The 20,897-nt window shown below is 43.3% G+C and carries 17 protein-coding genes; 8 read left to right on the top strand and 9 right to left on the bottom strand.

Annotated features, from left to right (window positions below; translation table 11 throughout):
• Positions 1-112: 112 nt before the first annotated feature.
• The gene (locus tag QNM18_RS20865) at positions 113-1,015 is read left to right on the top strand and encodes a 1-aminocyclopropane-1-carboxylate deaminase/D-cysteine desulfhydrase (RefSeq protein ID WP_284138341.1); all 903 of its coding nucleotides are present in this window, start codon (positions 113-115) and stop codon (positions 1,013-1,015) included.
• Here the strand turns inward: QNM18_RS20865 and QNM18_RS20860 are convergent.
• The 4 genes from QNM18_RS20860 to QNM18_RS20845 all read right to left on the bottom strand — a co-directional run bounded on the left by QNM18_RS20860 (position 1,007) and on the right by QNM18_RS20845 (position 5,727).
• Positions 1,007-2,635, bottom strand: a complete 1,629-nt coding sequence (locus QNM18_RS20860; RefSeq protein ID WP_284138340.1) for an EAL domain-containing protein — start codon at positions 2,633-2,635, stop codon at positions 1,007-1,009. The two genes, QNM18_RS20865 and QNM18_RS20860, sit on opposite strands and share 9 nt — an antisense overlap.
• Positions 2,636-2,847: 212 nt before the next feature.
• Positions 2,848-3,510, bottom strand: a complete 663-nt coding sequence (ssb, locus tag QNM18_RS20855; RefSeq protein ID WP_284138339.1) for a single-stranded DNA-binding protein — start codon at positions 3,508-3,510, stop codon at positions 2,848-2,850.
• Positions 3,511-3,617: 107 nt separating this feature from the next.
• Complete coding sequence (locus tag QNM18_RS20850) at positions 3,618-4,985, bottom strand: MFS transporter (protein ID WP_284138338.1); 1,368 nt, start codon at positions 4,983-4,985, stop codon at positions 3,618-3,620.
• A gap of 52 nt (positions 4,986-5,037) precedes the next feature.
• Positions 5,038-5,727, bottom strand: coding sequence for a substrate-binding periplasmic protein (locus QNM18_RS20845; protein WP_211011860.1), 690 nt, complete (start codon positions 5,725-5,727; stop codon positions 5,038-5,040).
• A 426-nt stretch (positions 5,728-6,153) separates the two neighbouring features.
• Between QNM18_RS20845 and uvrA the strand changes: the two genes are divergently transcribed.
• Positions 6,154-8,973 (top strand): excinuclease ABC subunit UvrA, encoded by a 2,820-nt coding sequence (gene uvrA / locus QNM18_RS20840; protein ID WP_211011859.1) that lies wholly within the window; start codon positions 6,154-6,156, stop codon positions 8,971-8,973.
• Positions 8,974-9,028: 55 nt separating this feature from the next.
• The gene (locus QNM18_RS20835; RefSeq protein WP_284138337.1) at positions 9,029-10,102 is read left to right on the top strand and encodes a hypothetical protein; all 1,074 of its coding nucleotides are present in this window, start codon (positions 9,029-9,031) and stop codon (positions 10,100-10,102) included.
• A 38-nt stretch (positions 10,103-10,140) separates the two neighbouring features.
• On the opposite strand, the gene QNM18_RS20830 is transcribed toward QNM18_RS20835, so the two are convergent.
• Entirely contained in the window at positions 10,141-10,533 is a 393-nt protein-coding gene (locus QNM18_RS20830) for an acyl-CoA thioesterase (RefSeq protein WP_284138336.1), read from the bottom strand.
• Between the two features lie 29 nt (positions 10,534-10,562).
• Here QNM18_RS20830 and QNM18_RS20825 point away from each other — a divergent pair, with 29 nt between their 5' ends.
• The gene (locus QNM18_RS20825) at positions 10,563-11,279 is read left to right on the top strand and encodes a 2OG-Fe(II) oxygenase (RefSeq protein WP_023397267.1); all 717 of its coding nucleotides are present in this window, start codon (positions 10,563-10,565) and stop codon (positions 11,277-11,279) included.
• A gap of 7 nt (positions 11,280-11,286) precedes the next feature.
• Here QNM18_RS20825 and QNM18_RS20820 read toward each other — a convergent pair whose 3' ends face one another.
• Positions 11,287-11,658, bottom strand: coding sequence for a YacL family protein (locus tag QNM18_RS20820; protein ID WP_284138335.1), 372 nt, complete (start codon positions 11,656-11,658; stop codon positions 11,287-11,289).
• Positions 11,659-11,808: 150 nt separating this feature from the next.
• Here QNM18_RS20820 and QNM18_RS20815 point away from each other — a divergent pair, with 150 nt between their 5' ends.
• Complete coding sequence (locus QNM18_RS20815; protein ID WP_211011854.1) at positions 11,809-12,717, top strand: AEC family transporter; 909 nt, start codon at positions 11,809-11,811, stop codon at positions 12,715-12,717.
• On the opposite strand, the gene QNM18_RS20810 is transcribed toward QNM18_RS20815, so the two are convergent.
• Positions 12,706-12,930, bottom strand: a complete 225-nt coding sequence (locus tag QNM18_RS20810; protein ID WP_023397272.1) for a hypothetical protein — start codon at positions 12,928-12,930, stop codon at positions 12,706-12,708. The genes QNM18_RS20815 and QNM18_RS20810 overlap by 12 nt on opposite strands.
• A gap of 314 nt (positions 12,931-13,244) precedes the next feature.
• Between QNM18_RS20810 and QNM18_RS20805 the strand changes: the two genes are divergently transcribed.
• Positions 13,245-14,558, top strand: coding sequence for a short-chain fatty acid transporter (locus tag QNM18_RS20805; protein WP_284138334.1), 1,314 nt, complete (start codon positions 13,245-13,247; stop codon positions 14,556-14,558).
• Here QNM18_RS20805 and QNM18_RS20800 read toward each other — a convergent pair.
• Positions 14,555-15,568: a site-2 protease family protein gene (locus QNM18_RS20800; protein WP_284138333.1), complete on the bottom strand. Its 1,014-nt coding sequence runs from the start codon at positions 15,566-15,568 to the stop codon at positions 14,555-14,557. The genes QNM18_RS20805 and QNM18_RS20800 overlap by 4 nt on opposite strands.
• A gap of 230 nt (positions 15,569-15,798) precedes the next feature.
• On the opposite strand from QNM18_RS20800, the gene QNM18_RS20795 reads away from it, so the two are divergent.
• Complete coding sequence (locus QNM18_RS20795; RefSeq protein WP_211011851.1) at positions 15,799-17,007, top strand: EAL domain-containing response regulator; 1,209 nt, start codon at positions 15,799-15,801, stop codon at positions 17,005-17,007.
• 24 nt (positions 17,008-17,031) lie between these two features.
• Here the strand turns inward: QNM18_RS20795 and QNM18_RS20790 are convergent, their stop codons facing one another.
• Positions 17,032-18,111 (bottom strand): CNNM domain-containing protein, encoded by a 1,080-nt coding sequence (locus QNM18_RS20790; protein ID WP_023397276.1) that lies wholly within the window; start codon positions 18,109-18,111, stop codon positions 17,032-17,034.
• A 128-nt stretch (positions 18,112-18,239) separates the two neighbouring features.
• On the opposite strand from QNM18_RS20790, the gene QNM18_RS20785 reads away from it, so the two are divergent.
• Complete coding sequence (locus QNM18_RS20785) at positions 18,240-20,693, top strand: alpha/beta hydrolase family protein (protein WP_284138332.1); 2,454 nt, start codon at positions 18,240-18,242, stop codon at positions 20,691-20,693.
• The last annotated feature ends 204 nt before the right edge of the window (positions 20,694-20,897 follow it).

The following is a 20,897-nucleotide window of genomic DNA, read 5'->3' as shown; positions in this document are numbered from 1 at the left end:
ACAATTAATATCTGAGTTTACAACTAATAGTCACGTCCTTACCAGTGTTCTGAGCACATTTTCATGAAATAATAACCACAAAGCGCCTATTTATAGATAAATCGAAAATCATATGTTGACCTCAAGCCACGCTGAATCGCCTCTTCAGACCATTAATCATCCACTATTGGTAGAGAAAAAAATCGACTTAATTATAAAAAGAGACGACCTGCTTCACCCTACAGTTCAAGGAAACAAATGGAGAAAACTGAAATACAACCTCCTAGAGCTTAAACGTCAGCAATGCCAGTCGCTCGTTACATTTGGTGGCGCATTTTCCAACCATTTATATGCCACGGCTATGGCGAGTAAGTTATTTCAGATTCCCGCACATTTCATCGTCAGAGGTCCACACATAGACCCACAAAACCCAACTCTTCGCTTTGCAAAAGCCTGTGGCGTTAATTTGCACCCAGTCACCCGCATCGAGTATCGCCGACGTCATGATTCAGACTACCTAGCACAGCTCCAGAGTCAGTTTCCAATGGCATATATCATTCCCGAAGGTGGCAGTAACCAATTCGCCTTACAAGGTTGTCAAGAGCTGGCACAATCGCTCCCGAAAAGCGACTACCTTTGCTGCGCAGTAGGTAGTGGCGGAACTCTCGCGGGGCTGCTAAGCGGCGTCGATGAAGCTACACAAGTGTTAGGATTTGCAGTACTAAAAGGCGCTCACTATCTCAATGCAGAAGTCACTAAACTGAACCCCTGCGCCGCAACAAAAACAAACTGGCAGATACTTTCGCAATTCCACGATGGCGGCTACGGCAAGTTTTCAGCTGCTTTGTGGCAGTTTTGTCAACACATGAATCACCAGTATCACCTCCCTCTAGAACCCATTTATAGCGGCAAAATGTTCTATGGCCTATGGCAACTCATTCAACAAGATTACTTCCCTCGAGGCAGTACCATCGTAGCCATACATACAGGCGGTTTGCAGGGGCTTGATGGTCTGCGTTATCGACAATTAATTTAAACTGTTTTCCAACTCTAACAATGGAGCACTGAAGAAATAGCCTTGTGCTCCATCTACACCCAGTCGCTTAATACAATTAAACTCATCCTGTGTTTCAACCCCCACTGCATAAACTGGGATCTGTAACTTTTTCGCTTGATTAACGATTTGTTTGACTACTGCTCTGCGTTTGGCACAACTGTTAATTTCATGAATTAACTCAAAGGCAAGTTTGATCCCCACTACATTATGCAATGTATGGAGCTGCACTATGTCTAGGGGTTTAATAACATGATCCAATACCACATTCGTTCCCAGCGATGCCAGCGAACTAAAAAACTGCTCAAAATAAGCTTTGTGTTGGTAATAATCATTAATCATTAATTCCAGGGTCACTTCGCTCGCTCGCCCCGACGCCTTCAGTGTCACAATCAACCAGTTTAAAAAATCACTATTGGACCAATTTACTACGTGTAAATTTACACTCACAGAAAACCCTCTCGGCTCTTTTGCAAGCACTTTTAACGCCTGTACAACTATGGCCTTATCGAGTTCAATTAGATGCTCATTATGATGTATTTTATGGATAAATTGACCAGCGGTTATCAGCCCTAAAGTTTTATGTCGCACACGCAAAAGCGCTTCGCTTTGGATCACATCCTGTGATTTAAAATCAAACAGGGGCTGGCAAAATAATACAAATCGACCGGCTCTAATATCTTCCATAATGTTGATTTCAGCATCCAGCAGGCTTTCGGCTAAGGTGTGATTTAACGGTAACATGTGGATATGCTGCCAAACGTGATTTTGCGCGACACTGAGGGACGATCTCGCAATTTGATATACTTGTGTTTGATCTGCTCCTTCGCTGTAAAAACATGCGCCACATTTTACCGCACTGCGTGATAAATCCCCTCTGAAGGCAAGCAAAGCTTGATAAACCACTTCATGCAAACGTTTGACTGTTTGCTCTACTTCATCTTTATTTAATATGCTGAGTGTGACGGTGAGTGTACCTGATGATAAGTACTTGGCCGAACAGTACTTATATTTATTGAAACACTTGGCCAATGTCACGCTAAAGTGGCTTTGTGGCTCGATATGTTTGGGTAATTCACAACGCCACTTAAACATCGCAAACATGGTTACTTGCTGCTCTGTAGCAACATGCATCACATCTGGGCTGGCACTCAACGCTTTATCGCCAATCAGTTTTCGCCTACGATCAGGGGATTTAGCCCGCTTCGACATAGCAATCCACCCCAATACACCTGCACTCACTAATACTGCATTGAGCCACAAGCAGCACGTAACAGCCCAGTTGATCATATTACTTGGATAGAGGCTCGTTGAGTGCTCACCAACTTTAAAATGATAAGGGCTTGAAAGCCAAGCTGTTAAAGCATCATTGCTGGGGAAAATGCTAAACCCAAACTGCTGGGCCAACACACTCAACTCTTGAGCTGGAACTGGTACAATATAGTATGCCAATTGGACATTTAGGCGATTTGCTTCTTCTGCTATCCAAGTGCCAGTGAACTGGACTATCGCCAAGTTTAATACGATGAATAACCCACACCACGCCCCCAAAAACACGTACTCACGTTTAATTGAGTGTTCTGTAAGCGCAAAGTGAAACATGATAAAGCTGCCATTAATGATTCTGATTAAAGTTTTGTTCAATCTAATACAAAACTCAAGGAGACCTGAATAAGAATCCTAAAAGCTGCTGATCTTGCATGCATTATTTTTAGTGGCTTGGAACGACACTGCACCTTAAAAGCCAAAAACAAAAAAGCCTCGTATCAAACGAGGCTTTTTATGCTGATTCGACAGTCTATCTCAGATAGCGTTTAGAACGGAATATCGTCATCAAAATCGATTGGTGGCTCCATTGGATTGGAAGCACTGCCTTGCTGCTGAGGTGCAAAACCGCCCTGAGGCTGACCACCTTGCGCTGGTGCACTTTGAGACTGGCCACCAAAGTTGTTATTTTGTGGTTGAGGTGCACTTTGTTGAGGTGCTTGTTGCTGAGGAGCAAAGCCACCTTGCTGAGCCACAGGCTGCTGACCATATTGCTGTTGGTTGTTTTGCTGAGGCGCAAAACCACCTTGCTGCTGACCATAGCCACCTTGATTACCACCAGACTGGTATTGACCACCCTGCTCGTTGCGACCGCCTAACATTTGCATTTGGCCACCCATATCAACAACAATCTCTGTGGTGTATTTGTCTTGACCACTCTGATCAGTCCACTTACGTGTTTGCAAACGGCCTTCAATATAAACCTGAGAGCCCTTGCGTAAGTATTCGCCAGCCACTTCAGCTAATTTTCCAAACAACACCACTCTATGCCATTCAGTACGCTCTTGCATCTGGCCTGTATTTTTGTCTTTCCAACTATCAGTGGTAGCAATACTAATATTCGCCACACCATTACCGTTGGGCATATATCGTACTTCAGGATCTTGGCCTAAGTTACCCACCAAGATTACTTTATTCACACCGCGTGCCATGGCACCCTCTCCTCACACAATTACAAGCATTGCTTAGTTATATTCTACAACACGATTGTATAACGATTGCGCTTCGAATTCGACTTCTCATCGCAACCAAGTACCCGTTACGCAGGATATAAAATTTGCTTAGCTTGGTTTAAATCAAATTTACTTTCGTCCACTTTTAGATAAGCGCGATTTTCTTCACTGACAACAGTCGCCTCTAACACGCCCGGTAATGTAACCAGTTTATCAGCAAGTGTTTGTGCATGCTGAGGTTTATCGAGTTCCGTTACAAAGCTCAGCGCCTTACTACGTGGAGGGACTTGCATGCGCCATGCAATAACCAGCCATATTACCCCAATTCCTGCCGCAGCGGCAAATACAGATTGCGTTTCGTAGTTTTGCGCGAGATATCCACCAAGTACACCGCCTAAAAAGGCTCCCAAAAATTGCCCGGAAGAAAATACCCCCATAGCTGAACCTTTTTGTGTAGCAGGCGATATTCTCGATACCAATGCTGGCATTGTTGCTTCTAGGAAGTTAAATGCGATGAAGTACAAAGTCATAGCCAGTGCAATGCCCCACAGGGAATGAGATAGCCAGATAAGCAGAAAAGTACTAATGCTTAACATGGCAATCGCCCCCAAAAAGACCTGCTTTTCTTTTTGCTTCTTGATCGCAACAATCATCATTGGCGCCATCAATACAAAAGCTAATATGAGTACTGGAATATATATTTGCCAATGAGACTGCGCATCCAGACCATCGTCGATCAATTTGGCTGGTAACACCACAAATAGGGTTGTTAGCGTTAAATGTAGCATTAACACCCCAAGGTCAAGACGCAGCAGTTGTGGGTGTTTAATAAGGTTCTTGATATCTGACAAGGAAGCCACCGTATCGCCTTTAGGTGCTTTGTGCACTGCATTTGGCACCACAAATAACACAATCAAGATGCCCACTAAAGCTAAAATCGCAGTTAACCAAAATACCCCTGCAATGCCGAAAGAAGCAGCTACCATAGGACCCACTAACATCGCTACCGCAAAGCTTAACCCGATACACATTCCGATCACGGCCATCACCTTTGGCCGCTGCTCATCACGGCTTAAATCAGATGCCAAAGCAAGTAACGCACTGGCAATCGCCCCCATACCTTGAAGAGCTCTACCTGCGGTTACCCAATATATAGACTCAGCCGTTGCCGCAATCACGGAGCCGACAGCAAAAACAACTAACCCACCTATAATAATAGGTTTACGCCCGTACTTATCCGATAGCCACCCCATTGGTATTTGTAATAGCGCTTGGGTCAAACCATACGCACCTATGGCCAAACCAATCCAAAGCGGTGAAACATCTTCGAAAGAATCACTATAAATCGCCAACACAGGCATGAGCATGAATAACCCGAGCATGCGAAATGCAAAGACACCCGCTAAAGAAAATGCGGCGCGTTTTTCAATTTGGTTCAAAGATTGATTGGACATAAAGCAATGTAAAGTCAAACAGTAAAAAATCGCGAGCTAGTTTAGCAAAAACTCAGTCTAACTGATATTTTTTTAATATCTCGCTTAAACGTCCCGATTTATTTAATGAGCTAAAGGCTTCGCTCAGCTGCTTTAACTGCTTCTCAGAAACACTTTTTTTGCTAAATGCATAGTAGACAGGAGATTGATTGATAATTAAAGGTGCGATTTTGATGGTCATAAAATCAGGGTGATTGGTTGACTGAAAAATGATATTGAATTTTTCCTCCAAAAAGCCAGCAATGCGCCCATGTTTTAGTAAACTTAGCTTAGTTTGGTTGTCGGGAACAAAAATAAATTGAGTGCCTTTGTTTAACTGTTTTTCATACCGCTGTGTGAAGCTAGGGCCATAAAATGCCCCTTGTTGAATAGCCACTGGTACAGGAAGTGAAAATAAGTCTTCCATCGTTTCCACATCAAATGAACGCTCTGCATTCATAGCAAATACGATGGTTTCCATCCGTTGTGGACCGACAAAGTGGGCAAACTTGGTGCGCTCTTCTGTTTGCGTTACACTCAGCACCAAATCAATATTACCTGCTTCAAGCATTTTCAAAGAGCGTCCCCAAGGAATACTCACAAATTTATAGCTACACCCAGCCTCATCAAGTAATGCCTTAGCAAAGTCTACATCCATACCATGCCAACCCTTTTCTTCATCCAAGCGCGATTGTGCGGCGTAATTTTCAAATCGCACCGTCATCTCACACGCCCACACTGGCGACAGAAAAAATAGACTCAAAAGCAAAAAGCGCACACACACAACTCTGTTGCCAATACTCAAAAACAAGTTTAGTTGTTTATTTTTACAAAAGCTTAATTTTGTCTTTGCAATGCGATACCATGCAGGGCTTAATCCAACTCGTTTTGCAATCTACCTCATTTAAGTGAGCCGTCACAGCGCTTAGCACGTAGCAAAGGTAGAATAACCACAGCTTTTATGTATACTGTATGAGTATACAGCTACCCATAATTTAGTTTGCATACCCATTGAATGATCACTTAGCTTCAAATAGTGTCATATAAGGTATACATATCTCAGCGCAGCGGTGAAATATTAAAAAATAAGCGAATGTGATATACACACCCAGATTTGGTTGCAAGCACATGAGATTCACAAAAGGCCACTATGGATAAAATAGAAGTAAGAGGTGCGCGAACGCATAACCTCAAAGACATCTCTTTGACCATCCCAAGAGACAAATTAATCGTCATTACAGGACTATCTGGTTCAGGGAAATCATCGCTCGCTTTCGATACGCTGTACGCTGAAGGGCAAAGGCGCTATGTAGAATCTCTTTCCGCTTATGCCAGACAGTTTTTATCTCTGATGGAGAAGCCTGACGTTGACCATATTGAGGGGCTATCCCCTGCAATTTCTATCGAGCAAAAATCAACATCGCATAACCCGCGCTCAACAGTTGGTACCATTACTGAAATCTATGATTATTTGAGGCTGTTATTCGCCCGCGTTGGAGAACCCCGCTGCCCAACTCACGATCTCCCGCTAAAAGCACAAACTATTAGCCAAATGGTTGATACTGCTCTCGCTCAACCTGAAGGCAGTAAGCTCATGTTACTCGCCCCAGTAGTCAAAAACCGTAAAGGTGAGCATGTTAAGTTACTGGAGCAATTGGCAAGTCAAGGCTTCATACGTGCACGGATCGATGGAGAAGTATGTGATCTGTCAGACCCTCCAACATTAGAACTGCACAAAAAGCATACGATAGAGGTTGTGGTCGACCGGTTTAAAGTCAAAGATGGCTTGCAACAACGATTAGCTGAATCATTTGAAACTGCACTGGATTTGGCGGATGGTATTGCACAAATTGCCAGTATGGATGACCCAGATGCTGAAGACATTATTTTTTCAGCCAATTTTGCCTGTCCAACTTGCGGATACGCAATGGCTGAGTTAGAGCCTCGGCTGTTTTCGTTTAACAACCCAGCTGGTGCTTGCCAAAGCTGTGATGGCCTAGGTGTAAGACAGTATTTCGATCCAAATCGAGTTGTACAGAATCCTGAGCTGAGTCTTGCTGGCGGTGCAATTAAAGGGTGGGACAAGCGCAGTTTTTATTACTTTCAGATGCTAAGCTCTGTCGCAGAGCACTACGAATTTGATTTAGAGCTACCCTTTGGCGAGTTGCCCAAAGCCGCGCAAAAAGTCGTCTTAGAGGGCTCAGGCAAAACCAAAATTGCCTTTAACTATCGCAATGATAGAGGTGATCTGATCACCCGAAATCACGAGTTTGAAGGCGTGTTAAATAATATGAACCGCCGCTATCACGAAACCGAATCTACTTCAGTACGTGAGGAGCTCGCAAAATACCAAACCAGTCAAGCATGCCCAAGCTGTAACGGTTCGCGCCTCAGAGAAGAAGCCAGACACGTCTTTATTGGCGACACGAATCTACCAGTAGTTACAACGATGAGTATTGGTGAAGCATGTCAGTTTTTTGAGTCGTTGACCCTCACGGGCCAAAAAGCGCAAATCGCTGAAAAAGTACTAAAAGAAATTCGCGATAGACTGTCATTTTTAATCAATGTAGGACTCAACTACTTATCACTCGAACGCAGTGCTGACACTTTATCGGGTGGTGAAGCTCAGCGGATCAGGCTGGCCAGCCAAATTGGAGCCGGGCTGGTAGGCGTTATGTATGTACTTGATGAACCGTCAATTGGCCTGCACCAAAGGGATAACGATCGACTGCTTAGCACGCTGACACATTTACGCGATCTCGGAAATACCGTTATTGTCGTTGAACATGATGAAGACGCAATACGCGCCGCGGATCACATCATTGATATAGGCCCAGGGGCAGGCGTTCATGGTGGTCATGTGGTGGCAGAAGGGAGCCGAGAAGACATTATTGCAAACCCAGATTCTCTAACCGGGCAATATTTGGCAGGCAGTAAAGAAATCGCAGTACCAAAAGAGAGACACCAGACAAATGAGAAATGGTTGGAGTTGTTTGGGGCGACTGGCAACAACTTAAAAAATGTCGACTTAAAGATTCCGTTTGGCTTGATGACATGCATTACAGGCGTATCAGGTTCAGGTAAATCAACCCTGATCAACGATACGCTATATAAGCTGGCGCACCGTGCTTTAAACGGCGCTACAGTCTCGGAACCTGCACCGCATAAGGACATTCAAGGCCTGGATCATTTTGATAAAGTTATCGATATTGATCAAAGTCCAATCGGCAGAACACCGCGTTCCAACCCCGCAACTTACACAGGTATCTTTACCGCCATCCGAGAGTTATTTGCAGGTACTCAAGAAGCCCGCTCTCGTGGTTATAAAGTCGGCCGCTTTAGTTTTAACGTTAAAGGTGGTCGCTGTGAGGCTTGTCAGGGTGACGGAGTACTCAAAGTAGAGATGCACTTTTTACCTGACGTCTATGTCCCCTGTGATGTATGTACAGGTAAACGCTATAATAGAGAAACCCTTGAAGTCTTATACAAAGGTAAGAATATCCATGAAGTATTGGAGATGACCGTTGAAGATGCCAGAGAGTTTTTCGATAAAATTCCTGCTATCAATCGCAAACTACAAACACTTATGGACGTTGGTTTGTCATATATCCGACTCGGCCAAGCTGCTACAACACTCTCTGGGGGTGAGGCACAACGAGTCAAATTAGCACGTGAGTTATCCAAACGAGATACAGGTAAAACACTCTACATTTTGGATGAACCAACCACAGGCCTACACTTCCACGATATCCAACAGCTACTAATAGTACTGCATCGACTGCGAGATCATGGCAACACCGTTGTCGTTATCGAGCACAATTTGGATGTCATTAAAACCGCCGATTGGATTGTCGACCTTGGTCCAGAAGGAGGCTCAGGCGGTGGCCAGATTTTGGTGTCTGGTACACCTGAAGAAGTCGCAGAGCACCCTCAATCCCATACTGGTCGTTACCTTAAGCCTATGTTATAAATACTGAGGTGCAGCGGCGCGTACTCGCCGCTGCAACTTGGTTTTAACAGTAGGGATGATAATAACAATGAACCACCCCGCTTGGGTTACAATGAAGCAAGCCGCGATAAAAGTAAGCGCACCATTCGAACGCTTTTGGCATTCACTCAACACACCACAACGACTTTACTTTTCAGCTTTTTTTATTAGCATCTACGCAATAGTATTTGCAAATCAAGACAGTACTGGCTGGGTGAATTTGGTTGCAGTACTTGTTCTGTGTGCCATGACCTATGAATTTTGGCCAAAATTTCTAGTGTTTTGGGAAAGTTTGCCCGGTAAAGCCATTATTTTACTCTTTTATGCCTTCATCGCTAATTACGCATTGGTACAAGCCGCAGGCATGATCAATGACATTACAGGTGTCAGTTCAGATCCTTTACCATATAGCCATAACCTCAGCGTACTTCTATCGCTGCCAACTTGGTTTTTTCTTACCACCATCGTGTTACTGCTGCTATTGCAAATTATTCAGCCGTTATATTTATTAATGCTCATACTGCTTAGGCCATTTGGCTTACACCGTATTTGGCAGCCCACAGATTACAAATTCCCAGTAACCACTGGATTGTTACGCTTTATCTTTAGCCTATTTATACTTGTGCAAGTAGCCAATCTGTTATCGCACACAGGTTTGTCTGGTGGCGTGAATCAGTTTTTCAAAGGGTGGTTTGAGATTATCGCCAATCAACCTATCAATGTGACAACTGCAAATAATGAAGGACCGCAAACTAGCACAGTGAATGTATTAAAGCTTGAGCGTGCAGAACAACAAACCGTATCGGCAGAGCAAGACCCTGACTTTGAAGATTTTAAAATGAGAATTTCTACAGTCAGCGAAAATACGGTTAAGTACGAAACCCACTTAAAACGCATATTGGCACATTTTATTTATGAGTATGAAGCTGACTCACGCTCTCGTTGCGAACATGCACAAGGAACACGAGTGATTGAATTGAATGATTATGAGATTTTACAAATCACCAAACTCGATGACTCCAATACTTTATCAAGCTACCAATACGATGTCCTCCCCTGCATATCCGCAGCGCTAGGACATCAATTTAAAACTCGGGTAATGACCAAATAACCAATACTAGATGGCGCTGTATATACAGCGCTTTATTGCTACTTTACGAGATACTCTGACAATGCAGTTCGCTCACGTTCATCAAGAGATTGCGATGCTTTCGCTGCAAAGTCATAACGTACCATGGTAGTTCGCCCTTCAGCGCAGCACTCTCCGTGCTGCCATGCTTGCTGTAAAATAACAAAGGAGCTATTACCTACTCTTTCAATCATGGTCTTGATCTCCACTTCCTGACCGTAAAATAGCTCTCCTTTAAAAGTGACTTCCACCTTAGCAACAATCAACTTCCAGTTGCGTGGATTTAAATCTGGTGTAAAAATTTTGAAAATAGGTGCCCTTGCCGCTTCAAACCAAACGGGGAGTACGGTATTGTTTATATGGCCTAGCACGTCAGTTTCACTAAAACGTGGCATGATTTTTTCTGTAAGCATAATAATTCTAACAACCTTTGAGGATTGAGATGACTGATTTTATTCGCGTTTATGACAATGCACTCAGTGCAGAGTTTTGCAACAAATTTATGCAAACCTTTGATAAAAGTCCACATTTAGCTCAAGGGCAAACTTCTGGCGGCGTCGACCTTAGCAAAAAAGTCAGCCAAGATTTATATCTCAACAATCATCCTGAATATCAAAATCAATTGCGAGAAATTGAACAAGTCACATCAAAGTATCTATTTCAATACATCGAAGAGCACTTTTTTATGATGCTAGGGGCGTTTGGTCTCAATGTCTACCATCCGCAAACAGGTGAACCAGTAAACCTAACTGTAGAAAACTTTGAAGAAGTAGGTAAGCCCCAACTTCACGTATTAACTCAGCAATTGTTTAGACTCGGCCCCATTCAAGCGCAAAAGTATCCAGTAAATAAAGGCGGCTATCCTTACTGGCACAGTGAGGTATACCCTCAACTTCATCACAATGAAGCGCTACACCGCGTGTTGTTATTTATGTTTTACCTCAATGATGTTGAAGAAGGCGGAGAAACTGAGTTTTTCTATCAAAACAAAAAGCTAGCACCAAAGCAGGGCAGTATGGTGATCGCCCCAAGTTATTTCACCCATACTCACAGAGGCAACATGCCGCGCTCTAATGATAAATATATTCTCACCTCTTGGGTGCTATTTCAAAGAGCCGAGCGTTTATACGGCGCACCGCCTCAACAGGCAACCGCTTAAACGATGATTACCTGCGGCCCTGAGTAAATGCTTGCCAGTCGAGCATCAGGGCTCGAAAATCTTCAAACCCACACCCTGCCATTAAACCATCTTCATCTAATTCTAAAAAATCATCTTCATAGCGAGATAGGTCAACCTCGTTCTGGTACAGCGTGTGCGCTTCGAATAACGCTTCATCTTTTGATAGCGTAAGACGTACTTCTTTGCCTTCTAAGCGTATTTCTTCCTGATCTTGGCCTAACATATCCATTTGTTGCACAAACTGTTTCACATCGGCAATTGCCAGTTCTTCGTTCAACCAACGACCTACCAGCGCATGCTCTTGTGACATACGCACACGATAGCCTGTGATCGGATCTCTAATAAACTGATATTCCATACTACTTTCATTTCTTCTGGATAGTCCCTAATTATATCCTTAACTCACTATAAAAGGGTAATCCGGTTGATAATATAAGCTTCATCAATCCCGTGAAAATATTTGTGTAATTCGTATAATACTGCTCCTGAACACGCAAACAGTAAGCTTATGACACCCGTTGAAATTCTTTTTCCTTTGATCTTTTTAGTACTCACCGGGTTTGTGTGCGGTAAGAGTGGTTTTATTGCAACCAATCAATTGGAAGGGCTTAGGCGCTTTATTTTTTATCTCGCTATTCCTGTATTTTTGTTCTTAAACATGTACCGTGCAGATCTGTCTCAGGTTGCTTCAACTGAGATTATGCTAGCTTTCTATTTACCCGTAGCTACATGCTACTTTTTGATCCTTGCAACAAAGTGGCTCGTTCACCGAGAAGCTTTGAATGATGCAGCTATGTGGGGACTTGGCGGAACCTATTCTAATACGGTTTTGGTTGGCCTTCCGGTGATCATCGCAGCCCTTGGCAACGATGCAGGCGCAATGGTATTTATGATTATTACCTTTCACAGTGCATTGCTGTTTGCGTTGAGCTTTTTGTTCTCAAGTACAGCGCAACAATCTCTAATAACTACACTGAAACCCTTATTTATCAACCCCATTGTGCTAAGTATCAGCTTAGGGTTGGTCTTCAACGCTGTTGAGCTTTCTATTCCTACCTTAATGCAGTCTGGATTAGACTGGTTGGCAAAACCCGCCATTGCAGGTGCACTTTTTGTGCTAGGGGTCAGTTTAGTCCAGTATTCCATCAAACAAGCATGGCAAAGTGCTCTGCTCCTTAGCGCAGCGAAATTAGTGCTTTTACCGATAATGGTATGGGGATTTGCAAATTGGATGGAGTTGCCCGCAGAACATACCGCCGTATTGACTTTAATGGCGGCGTCTCCACTGGGCGTAAACGCATACCTCGTCGCGAGACAGCAACAATGTGCTCAAGCTACGCTGGCCAGTAGCGTGGTGATGTCCACGCTACTAAGTCCTATTACTATGAGTCTCTGGCTATACTGGCTAATCCCGTGAAGAGTACTTTGCTGCGTCAATGATTGCCCAAAGGTGTACGACGGCAGCAATGATAGCGGGCACAACTAAAAACCACAGTGCATAACCACCAACCGTAATAATGGCAAATATAATGGCTGCCAACAAACGGCCTTGAACTAACTGCCCTAAACCAGGAAAAAATACATTACATATTGCCGCAATAACATTACCGCCAGAACCTTGTCCTGCCATAAATACCTCTCTTTGTTGTATGTCTATTCCAAAAACATCAAATTTTGACAGAGTGTACAGAAGCTCCTTGCTTCATTCACTATATTTAATACTAATCACAATATATGCCAACATTTAAATTTTTAAGTATCAACAAGTTAAAAACAAAGAGTTCAAATTAAAGAATTGAGATTAGTCTAATTAACTAACTATTAGTCCTTTTATTAGTTATATTGTTCAATATCACCACTATTGTTTAGCACATTGTTTCATATACACTTCACTATGTGACAAAAAGCCATGCAGGCCTACATAATAACAACAGGACTTTATCCATGCTAAACACCATTACACGGCCACTGAGTCGACTTGTCGAGCGCTATCTGCCAGATCCCTTTGTTTTTGTCATTATACTAACCTTGTTTGTTATGTTTATGGCAACCCTATTCACACCAACCACCCCAATTGAAACCGTACAAATCTGGGGAAGTGGATTGTGGAATTTACTGACATTTGCGATGCAGATGTTACTTGTTTTGATTGCAGGCTTTATGCTGGCAAATACACCCTTTTGTGGCAAGCTGCTCAATAAACTTGCACGCTGTGCCAAATCTCCAAAGCAAGCCATTTTATTAGTCACATTGATCTCGATGATCGCAAGCTGGTTAAACTGGGGCTTTGGCCTCGTGGTCGGCGCACTCTTTGCCAAAGCTCTAGCAAGACACATCAATGTAGACTACCGGGTACTGGTCGCCAGCGCATATTCTGGCTTTATTGTATGGCATGGCGGGCTTGCAGGCTCAGTGCCCCTCACCATTGCATCAGATGGTCACTTTGCTGAGTCACAAATTGGCATTCTAAGCACCGGACAAACCATTTTTTCATACTTCAATTTAATCTTGCTCGGTGCAATGCTGGTGGTGCTACCGCTGCTAAATCGCGCTATGTTACCACCTGAAAAAGAGCAAGTTTTAATTGATAAAACAAAGCTGAAAACATCAGAGCCAGAAAAGACGGCCAATAAATTAACGCCCGCAGAACGGTTAGAGCACACACCGTTACTTGGCAGGGCTATAGGCTTACTAGGCTGTTGCTACTTAGGCTACTATTTTATTGCTACCGGAGGTGGACTAAACCTCAATATCATCATTGCACTCTTTTTGTTCTTAGCAATTCTGTTTCATGGTTCGGCCACCCATATTCTCAACTCTTTGCAAGAGGCAATTAAAGGGGGGGCTGGTATAGTGATCCAGTTTCCATTTTATGCTGGGATCATGGCAATTATGGTTCAAACAGGTCTTGCAGAGCAGATTTCAGCGGGATTCGTCTCAATCAGTGACGCACAAAGCCTGCCCTTTTGGAGCTTTCTGAGTGCAGGCTTAGTAAATATTTTTGTGCCTTCCGGAGGTGGGCAGTGGGCTGTGCAGGCACCAATTGTGATCCCGGCGGCCCAGGCCTTAGAAGCCGATATTGCCCGTGTAGCCATGGCGGTCGCTTGGGGAGATGCGTGGACAAACCTTATCCAACCATTTTGGGCCTTGCCTGTACTCGCAATTGCAGGGCTAAAAGCACGAGATATTATGGGATTTTGCCTGCTACAACTTCTAGTAACAGGCATTATCATTGCGGCTATCTTAACCTTTGTTTAGCTAGACAAAATTTTCACAGGCAGGCTCAGGATCACATTGTCTGAGTCTGCAAAATGCCACATCACGGCAATATGCCCGACAGCGACGAGCGCATACAATACCGCGGAAACAACCTGTCCATATCGGTCTAAGGGCAGCAAATGGGTTTGATGGCGCGTGCGCCACTCCAATAAAATTTCAATGCTGCCAATAAAGATGAAAAATGCCAACAACATCAAACCAAAACTAAAGCTGATCCAAAGCCCTAGCCCTAACCCTGCAAGGCAAGCGAGTAAGCCTACCCAAGAACGCATTGAAAAACTGATACTTTTAAGTACATGCCCGCCATCCAGCGGCAAAATAGGTAATAAATTAAACAAATTTAACAATGCACTGAGTACCGCAACACCTGCGAATATTTCAGCACCGGTCGCATAATAGAGCACCACGCCCAGCACCGATGTAAACAAACCAAATGCGGGTCCCATCAGAGAAATAATGACATCCTGCCAACGAGTGGTCATCTTATCTTCGCTCATAGCTAGGCCACCAACGAAAGGGATCAGATAAAAGCCTTTGGTTTTCAATCCAAAGTATTTCATAGCGCGCACATGCCCATATTCATGTACCACAAGACAAGCCACCAACATCAAAGCAAATTGCCAAGAAAAAAGCCACGCATACCCGGCTACAGATGCGCCAATCAATGCCGCTTTGACTACTTTGGCACTTTTAAATAACTTAAAACCCAGTGCCGCTAAGCCCAACCAGTTGCCCCGTCGCTCTTCTATAGCATGAGGTACTTCAATCCATTGCCACGGTGATTGATCAATTGATACCGCCAGCGCATTAGTGTGTAACTGTGTAGTATCCAACATCAATATATGTGTCCCTAAGTCCACACTAAACTGATGTTCGCTGTGCTCTTCAATAGGGACTGACTGCTGCTCTTTATACACCTGTACCACCGTATGCTGACTCACCATAATAGATATAGCCATACCACTGATAGGAAGCTCAATTCTTGTCATCGTATTCACTACTTCGCAAAATTTTCACTATTATCCTCAATTCATAGTCTCTATTGAAGAGACAATGAGTGAATTCTTACCAAGTTGTACTACGCTTAGGATGTCGAATTCAGCCGAGTCTTTCGACCTCTTTGAAATGTTTTTGTCATTTAATAAATGATATTAAAGAGATTAGAGCAGTCTAACTTTAACAAGCACATAGAGACAGTCAGCCCTAGGGACAGGAAATTATGAACAATCGTAGCCGACGTATACTTGTTGTAGATGATTCTCACGCGATCCTTGTAGTGATGCAAGCCATTCTATCTGAACTCGATATTGAGCACGTCACCGCCGTAGACAGCGCAGCGAAAGCTCTAGAAAAAATACGTCAGTCCCCCTACCCTTACGATGCCATCTTCACCGATCTCAACATGCCTGAAATGGATGGTATGGAGTTTATTCGCCATTTAGGTGAAATACATTATCCCGGTGGGATCATTATCATTTCAGAGATGGAAAATCGCATCATTGATTTAGCGGCCAATTTGGCGCGCCAACACTGTACACACTTAATTGGCAATATCGCAAAGCCTGTACAGCTTATTGACGTTGAAAGAAACTTAAAAAAATTAGACAGCTTTGTCGGAACAGAAGAAGAGTATGAACAGCCCATCACTGAAGAAAAGCTGTTAGAGGCAATTAGCCAGCATGAGATCACACCTTTTTATCAACCCAAGGTGCACCGCGGTACCAAACAAATTAAAAGTATTGAGGTACTCGCTCGTATTGTGTCAAAAGAGCATGGTCAGGTCATGTTGCCAAAACGCTTTATTGGCGTTGCAGAGGATCTTGATTTGATAAACCTGCTTACGTTTCAACTTTTTGAAAAAGCGGCAACCGAGTTTCAACTCATCAGAAATGAATTAAATTACCCGTTCAAATTGGCCTTTAATCTTTCACCCATTCAACTTAATGATACCAGCTGCCCAGATAAGCTTGCGCTAATTTTGGAGCTTAACCGTTTAAAACCTCAAGAGGTCATTGTCGAAATCACCGAGCATCAGCCTATTGTTACCAGTTTACAATTGGAAACCATCAATCGCTTACGGTTACGTGGCTTTGATCTTGCCCTTGATGACTTTGGCACTGGGTTTACTAATATCCACCAGCTGAAAACGCTGCCATTTACAGAAATTAAAATTGACCGCTCTTTGATCACCTATATCGAATCAGATCGATTTTCACAAGTTTTGGTCGATAGTTTGATAGACATAGCTCAAAATGAGCAACTCGATATTGTTGCAGAAGGTATTGAACGCATTGAAGAGCTTCAATACTTAGAAAGGTATAAATTCAGCCTGCTCATGCAGGGCTATTTGATCAGCCGACCAAAAGCCCTCTCTGAATTTGTGCGCTGGATACACTCATGGGAAAGAATGATTAACTCAAACCCTTAGCTTTCCAGCGCAGTCCGTCTGAGGCTACTTCTTATCTTGTCCTTCTGGCTCATTTTCAGTGACAATTAAATGGCTGTGATTGTCTATACGTTGTTGCCACTTTTGTTTCGCTGCCGCTTGCATATCGCTGGTTTGCTCTCGTTCATCGACGATGTCCATGCCCATCAGAGACTCCAATAAGTCTTCCAACGTGACGATGCCTTGAATATCTCCATATTCGTCGACAACCAAGGCAATATGAATACGCTTTTCTAACAGGGTTTGAAATAAAGTCGGGGCAGCCAAGGTTTCTGGCACGGTGTACAGTGGTTTCATCAGCTTGCTGATCTTGTAATCTTCACCAAGACGGTGATAAGCCAACATAATGTCATTTTTGTGCACGAAACCAACAATATCATCGCTGTTTTGGTCAAATACCAGCACGCGAGAGAAAGACACAGAACCGTGATCAGCAAGATAGTCATGCACCGTCATATCTTTATGCACTTTAAATAGCACCGTTCTTGGTGTCATTAAGTTTTCTAGCTTTGCATGTCTAAACTGAAGCAGGCTGCGTATGGTTGCCGATTCCTCAGCTTGTAAGGCGCCTGCTTGAGAACCCATTTCCGCCATGGCCTCAATTTCCTGACGAATATAAATAGACTCATCACCTTTTTTACCAATAAGCTTGGTTAACTGATCAGACATCCACACAAATGGCTTCAATAGGCGCACCATCCACACCAAAGCAAAACTCACGCTAGGCGTGAGCCCGCGCCAGTAGGTTGCACCTAACGTTTTTGGAATAATTTCAGACAGTACGAGTACCAATAACGTCATCACCGCTGATGCCATTCCGACCGCCGCATCTCCAAATACAACGGCAGCTTGTGCACCAACCCCCGCCGCACCTGCGGTATGGGCAACCGTATTAAGCGTCAATATAGCTGCTAGCGGTTTATCAATATTGTCTTTCAACTTTTGCACACGTGATGCCAAAGTTGGGTTTTGTTGCTTCATCATCCCAACATGGCTAGGCGTGATACTCAATAGTACCGCCTCCATAACCGAGCATAAAAAAGAAATCGCGATAGCTAAAAACATGTAGCTAATTAACAAAAACAAGGTCTACTCCTCACGTAACAACCGTTCTCTTATATCTTAGCTGTACAGCACTTAATCGCACAGCCCATAGTAATCTTTATGAATATGTTATATTAACGCATATTATTTACCTACAATAGGCGCATACTATGAAATTTAAGTCAGCGGTAACTTTACTATTTTCCGCAATAGCTACGCAACTCAGCGCAGCGCCAATCGATAGCCAACACATTCAGTTTATTGGCCCAATTGGTCAAAACATTCAAACTAAACCGCACCATACCGGCCACCAAACAGCAATTGTTAACACGCTCGTTAGCAAATTAAGTGAAAACAATAGCTCTTTAGAAGTCTTTGGCGAGGAGATCAAGTGGCAACCACTGTCTGACGTCAATGCATTAACGATGGGTGGCCTACAGGCACTAAAACTTGAGTTTTCTGCAACGCGCTTTGTACAAGGTAAACTGAACCTGACTGGTATAGAGAAGGCCCATGTCTTTTTGAATGGTCAACAACTTGAAGGCAAAGAGAGTTATTCATTGAACGCCGTCACTGGCGATCACCAACTGTTAATTGTCGCCGAGCAAGTCAGTGATTGGAAAAAAGTGGTCATCGACTATACCCCAAATGCTGAGCATGACACGCTGGTATTTACCCAGAAAAGTACCAAAGCGTTATCCGCAAAACAGCTCTTCGACTCTCCGACCATCAGCGCAATTTCACTGTCTCCTGATGCAAACTACTACGTTGCGACCAAACAGCAATATCAAGACAATAAAGGTAACTCTGCACTACGTGATACCGTACTTTATAACGAAGACGGTGAAGTCGTTTATCGTTTAAATGGCGTTAATGCAAATGGGGTTAGTTGGAGAGAAGATTCTAAAGCAGTGATCTTTGTTCAAAACAACCAGCTTAAAACACTCGATATCAAAACCCTTAAAGAAACAGTCATCGCTGAAGATTTAACCGGTGCAAGTGGGTTCAAGTTCTTTGATAACAATACTTTGATCTTCTCTTGGACTAAAACAGCGCCTAAAGGCGATAAGATAGTTAAACACTACAAAGGCCTAGAAGATCGCTGGTCTTATGCACGCAATATCAGCCAAGTATATTTAATGGACATCAGCACAGGCCTAATTCAGGCAGTGACTGAACATGACCTTAGCCATTCTCTTGAAGATTTCGACGCTAAAAATAAGCGCATCCTCGCTACTCGCTCACCACAGCACTACGATGCACCATATCATGGCATAACTGAGTTGGTAGAGTTTGACCTAACAAACAATAGCAGTAAAGTTTTAGGCCAGTACGGGACATTCAATGATGCGCGTTATGGTAATGATGGCATCTATGTCACAGCTGGCGCAGAGTTCGGCAACGGAGCTGGTCGTACACTCGCCCAAGGTGTACTAGCCAACAACTACGACACACAGTTGTTTTGGATGAATACACAAGGCAAAGAAATTAAAGCCCTAAGTAAGCAATTTGACCCTTCGATTGATTCATTCAAGGTATTAAATAACGGTGATTTAGTGCTTAGAGCGACTGATGAAGATCGCAAGAAGCTATATTTATTCGATGAGAGCAAAAATAAATTTAAGCCACTTAAAACTAAATTAGACGTTGTAGAAAGATACAGTGTTGCCGACAAGCGCAGCCCTATTATTATTGCCACTGGAACAACGGCGTCAACGCCACAAAAGCTGGTTCAACTCAGTGCAAAGAGCAACCGTGCCAGCACGCTGTGGGATTCAAAACCTCTAGCGTACAAAAATGCAGAAATAGCCGCACTGGAAGAGTTTAACTTTACCAATTCCGCAGGGACTGAAATCAAAGGCCGCGTATATATCCCACACGGTTTAGATAAAAACAAAAAACACCCTGCACTGATTTATTATTACGGTGGTACATCGCCAGTTTCACGCGGTTTTACAGGCCGTTACCCATTTAACTTTTGGGCAACTAATGGCTACGTTGTCTATGTGTTGCAACCATCAGGCGCAACAGGGTTTGGTCAAGAATTCTCGGCAAAACATGTCAATGATTGGGGCAACCGCGCAGCTGACGATATCATTGAAGGCACTAATGCATTCTTAAGTGCGTACCAGTTTGTCGATAAGGACCGTTTAGGTAATTTAGGCGCATCTTATGGTGGCTTCATGACAATGACATTGGCCACCAAAACAGATATGTTTAGCGCTTCAATTTCACACGCGGGGATCTCTAACTTAACTTCATACTGGGGTCATGGCTGGTGGGGGTATTTATACTCGTCTGAGGCATCTAAGCATAGCTACCCGTGGAATAACAGCAAGCTGTACAGTCAGCAAAGTCCTGTGTTCAATGCCGATAAAGTTAAAACCCCTCTGCTACTAGTTCATGGCGATGCCGATGTGAACGTACCAGTTGGAGAAAGCCACATTATGTACACCGCCTTAAAAATGCTGAATCAAGACGTCGAGCTGATCGAATATAAAGGTGCTGATCACCAAATATTTGCCAGAGATCGTCGTTTCCAATGGTGGGATACAATGCTTGCTTATTTCGATAAGCACCTAAAAGACGAGCCACAATGGTGGCAACACATGTATGGTAAATAAAACCTTGTAGCAGCACTTTAGTGCTGCTATTTTTTTATGTGCAAGTAATAAAAAGCTAGAACTATTTCATGATTTTTAAAAAGTGACCAAATAGCGTACTAATTACTGTCGCTTTTCATTAGAGTTTTTATATAAAAATAGATAACTTAGGGTTCTCAGCCGAGAATTCTCGGTGCTAAGATTAAGATTAATTGTTGAATAAGT

It is taken from the genome of Pseudoalteromonas obscura, assembly GCF_030135505.1.
Lineage (GTDB): Bacteria > Pseudomonadota > Gammaproteobacteria > Enterobacterales > Alteromonadaceae > Pseudoalteromonas > Pseudoalteromonas obscura.
Note: the sequence above shows the minus strand (reverse complement) of the source record. Positions and strands in the feature narration are given on the sequence as shown.

What these genes read in the sequence shown, in the direction of transcription:
- QNM18_RS20865 (WP_284138341.1), top strand. Translation starts at nt 113, where the DNA reads ATGTTGACCTCAAGCCACGCTGAATCGCCTCTTCAGACCATTAATCAT.
- QNM18_RS20800 (WP_284138333.1), bottom strand. Translation starts at nt 15,568, where the DNA reads ATGACAAGAATTGAGCTTCCTATCAGTGGTATGGCTATATCTATTATG.
- ssb (WP_284138339.1), bottom strand. Translation starts at nt 3,510, where the DNA reads ATGGCACGCGGTGTGAATAAAGTAATCTTGGTGGGTAACTTAGGCCAA.
- QNM18_RS20810 (WP_023397272.1), bottom strand. Translation starts at nt 12,930, where the DNA reads ATGGCAGGACAAGGTTCTGGCGGTAATGTTATTGCGGCAATATGTAAT.
- QNM18_RS20825 (WP_023397267.1), top strand. Translation starts at nt 10,563, where the DNA reads ATGACTGATTTTATTCGCGTTTATGACAATGCACTCAGTGCAGAGTTT.
- QNM18_RS20795 (WP_211011851.1), top strand. Translation starts at nt 15,799, where the DNA reads ATGAACAATCGTAGCCGACGTATACTTGTTGTAGATGATTCTCACGCG.
- QNM18_RS20850 (WP_284138338.1), bottom strand. Translation starts at nt 4,985, where the DNA reads ATGTCCAATCAATCTTTGAACCAAATTGAAAAACGCGCCGCATTTTCT.
- QNM18_RS20820 (WP_284138335.1), bottom strand. Translation starts at nt 11,658, where the DNA reads ATGGAATATCAGTTTATTAGAGATCCGATCACAGGCTATCGTGTGCGT.
- QNM18_RS20835 (WP_284138337.1), top strand. Translation starts at nt 9,029, where the DNA reads ATGATAATAACAATGAACCACCCCGCTTGGGTTACAATGAAGCAAGCC.
- QNM18_RS20860 (WP_284138340.1), bottom strand. Translation starts at nt 2,635, where the DNA reads ATGTTTCACTTTGCGCTTACAGAACACTCAATTAAACGTGAGTACGTG.
- QNM18_RS20845 (WP_211011860.1), bottom strand. Translation starts at nt 5,727, where the DNA reads ATGACGGTGCGATTTGAAAATTACGCCGCACAATCGCGCTTGGATGAA.
- QNM18_RS20830 (WP_284138336.1), bottom strand. Translation starts at nt 10,533, where the DNA reads ATGCTTACAGAAAAAATCATGCCACGTTTTAGTGAAACTGACGTGCTA.
- QNM18_RS20815 (WP_211011854.1), top strand. Translation starts at nt 11,809, where the DNA reads ATGACACCCGTTGAAATTCTTTTTCCTTTGATCTTTTTAGTACTCACC.
- QNM18_RS20785 (WP_284138332.1), top strand. Translation starts at nt 18,240, where the DNA reads ATGAAATTTAAGTCAGCGGTAACTTTACTATTTTCCGCAATAGCTACG.
- QNM18_RS20805 (WP_284138334.1), top strand. Translation starts at nt 13,245, where the DNA reads ATGCTAAACACCATTACACGGCCACTGAGTCGACTTGTCGAGCGCTAT.
- uvrA (WP_211011859.1), top strand. Translation starts at nt 6,154, where the DNA reads ATGGATAAAATAGAAGTAAGAGGTGCGCGAACGCATAACCTCAAAGAC.